Consider the following 1,328-nt stretch of genomic DNA (forward strand, 5'->3'; position numbering starts at 1 on the left):
GGGGAGGCACCGGTACGGGAGCCGCCGGCGGGGGTTGCGGACACGGGCGTTCCTCGGCTCGGGGGCGGTCGGTGGTGTACGCGCTGTACGACCGGCACGTCGCCGACCTGCTCGACCACGCCCTGCACCACGTGGAGCACCTGCGGCTCGGGCTGATGGACCCACCGGGGGACGCGCCGGGCGCCTGAGGTCGCCCTTCGGGGCGCCCATGGGGGCGCTCGAAGCGCGCAGATGAGGGCCGCTCGCCATCACACGAGTGGCCCTTTTGTCATTCGGTCATCTTGTTCTGCTATTCATCTTTTACTGTTTCCTCTTTTTCTGTGCGGTCGTTTTCGGTCGGCGAGTTGTGCAGGAATTGTCATTTCCTCTCTGTCAGAGTCGTGTACCGCCCGGTCGAAAGGCCGTTCCCGGCCCATGGGTACCGGTTTCCGGATAGCCGGAATGTCTGATTGTCCTCGGCTGTATGGGATGGGTGGCCCGGTGGCAGAACACGCGGGAAAACACGTGGGAAAACACGCGGGACGACGCCCGGGAGAACACCCGGGGGGACCGTCGGTCGGGGCACCGACGCCGGGCCGGCGGGCCCGGCCCCGACCCCGTCGCCGGACGGCCCGCTCGCCGCTCGCCGTGCTCGCCGCCCTCCCGCTCCTGCTCGGCCTCCCCGGCACCGCCCTCGCGGCCCCCGACGCACCGGAGATCCCCTTCACCGAGCGGTACCGGGTCGTCCAGCACGGAGGCATCGCCCGCGCCGCGAACTCGGTGATCACCTGCCTCGCCCCGGCCGTCCCCGACGCCGTGCCCTGCCCCGAGGCCCGCGCGGGCGCCGGCGGCACCAACGGCGACTACGAGATGACCTACATCGATGTCGACGACGACCCGAACACCTACAACTCCAGCCGGGCCGACCTCCGGCTCCCGGCGGGCTCGCGGGTCACCCTGGCCCGCCTGTACTGGGGCGGCAACCTCCGTGCCGGTGAGCAGAAACCCGCGGAGGACAACGCCCGGGTGCTCTTCGCCGAACCCGGGGGGAACTACAAGGAGGTTCTCGCCGACACCGTCATCGGCCATCGCCCCACCGCCGTCGACGACGGTTTCACCGCCTCCGCGGATGTCACCGACATCGTGCGGTACGCCTCTTCCGGCGCGTACACCGTCGCCCAGCTCAACGTCGCCATGGGGCACTCCCCGGTCGGCGCCTGGGGCGGCTGGACCCTCGTGGTCGTCTACGAACACCCCGACGCGCCGCTGCGCACCCTCTCGCTGTGGGACGGCTGGCGCACCGTCGGCGACCACGGCGGGGGCGCCGGCGGCGCCTCCCCACCGAACTC

The 1,328-nt window shown here is 71.2% G+C and carries 2 pseudogenes; both read left to right on the forward strand.

Features of this window, described 5'->3' with window-relative positions:
• Positions 1-188: pseudogene (locus FNQ90_RS23465) on the forward strand (hypothetical protein); the annotation flags it as partial.
• Between the two features lie 439 nt (positions 189-627).
• A pseudogene (locus tag FNQ90_RS23470) lies at positions 628-1,328 on the forward strand (DUF3344 domain-containing protein); the annotation flags it as partial.

Source organism: Streptomyces alkaliphilus (assembly GCF_014141535.1).
In the GTDB taxonomy this organism is placed as follows: Bacteria; Actinomycetota; Actinomycetes; order Streptomycetales; family Streptomycetaceae; genus Streptomyces; species Streptomyces alkaliphilus.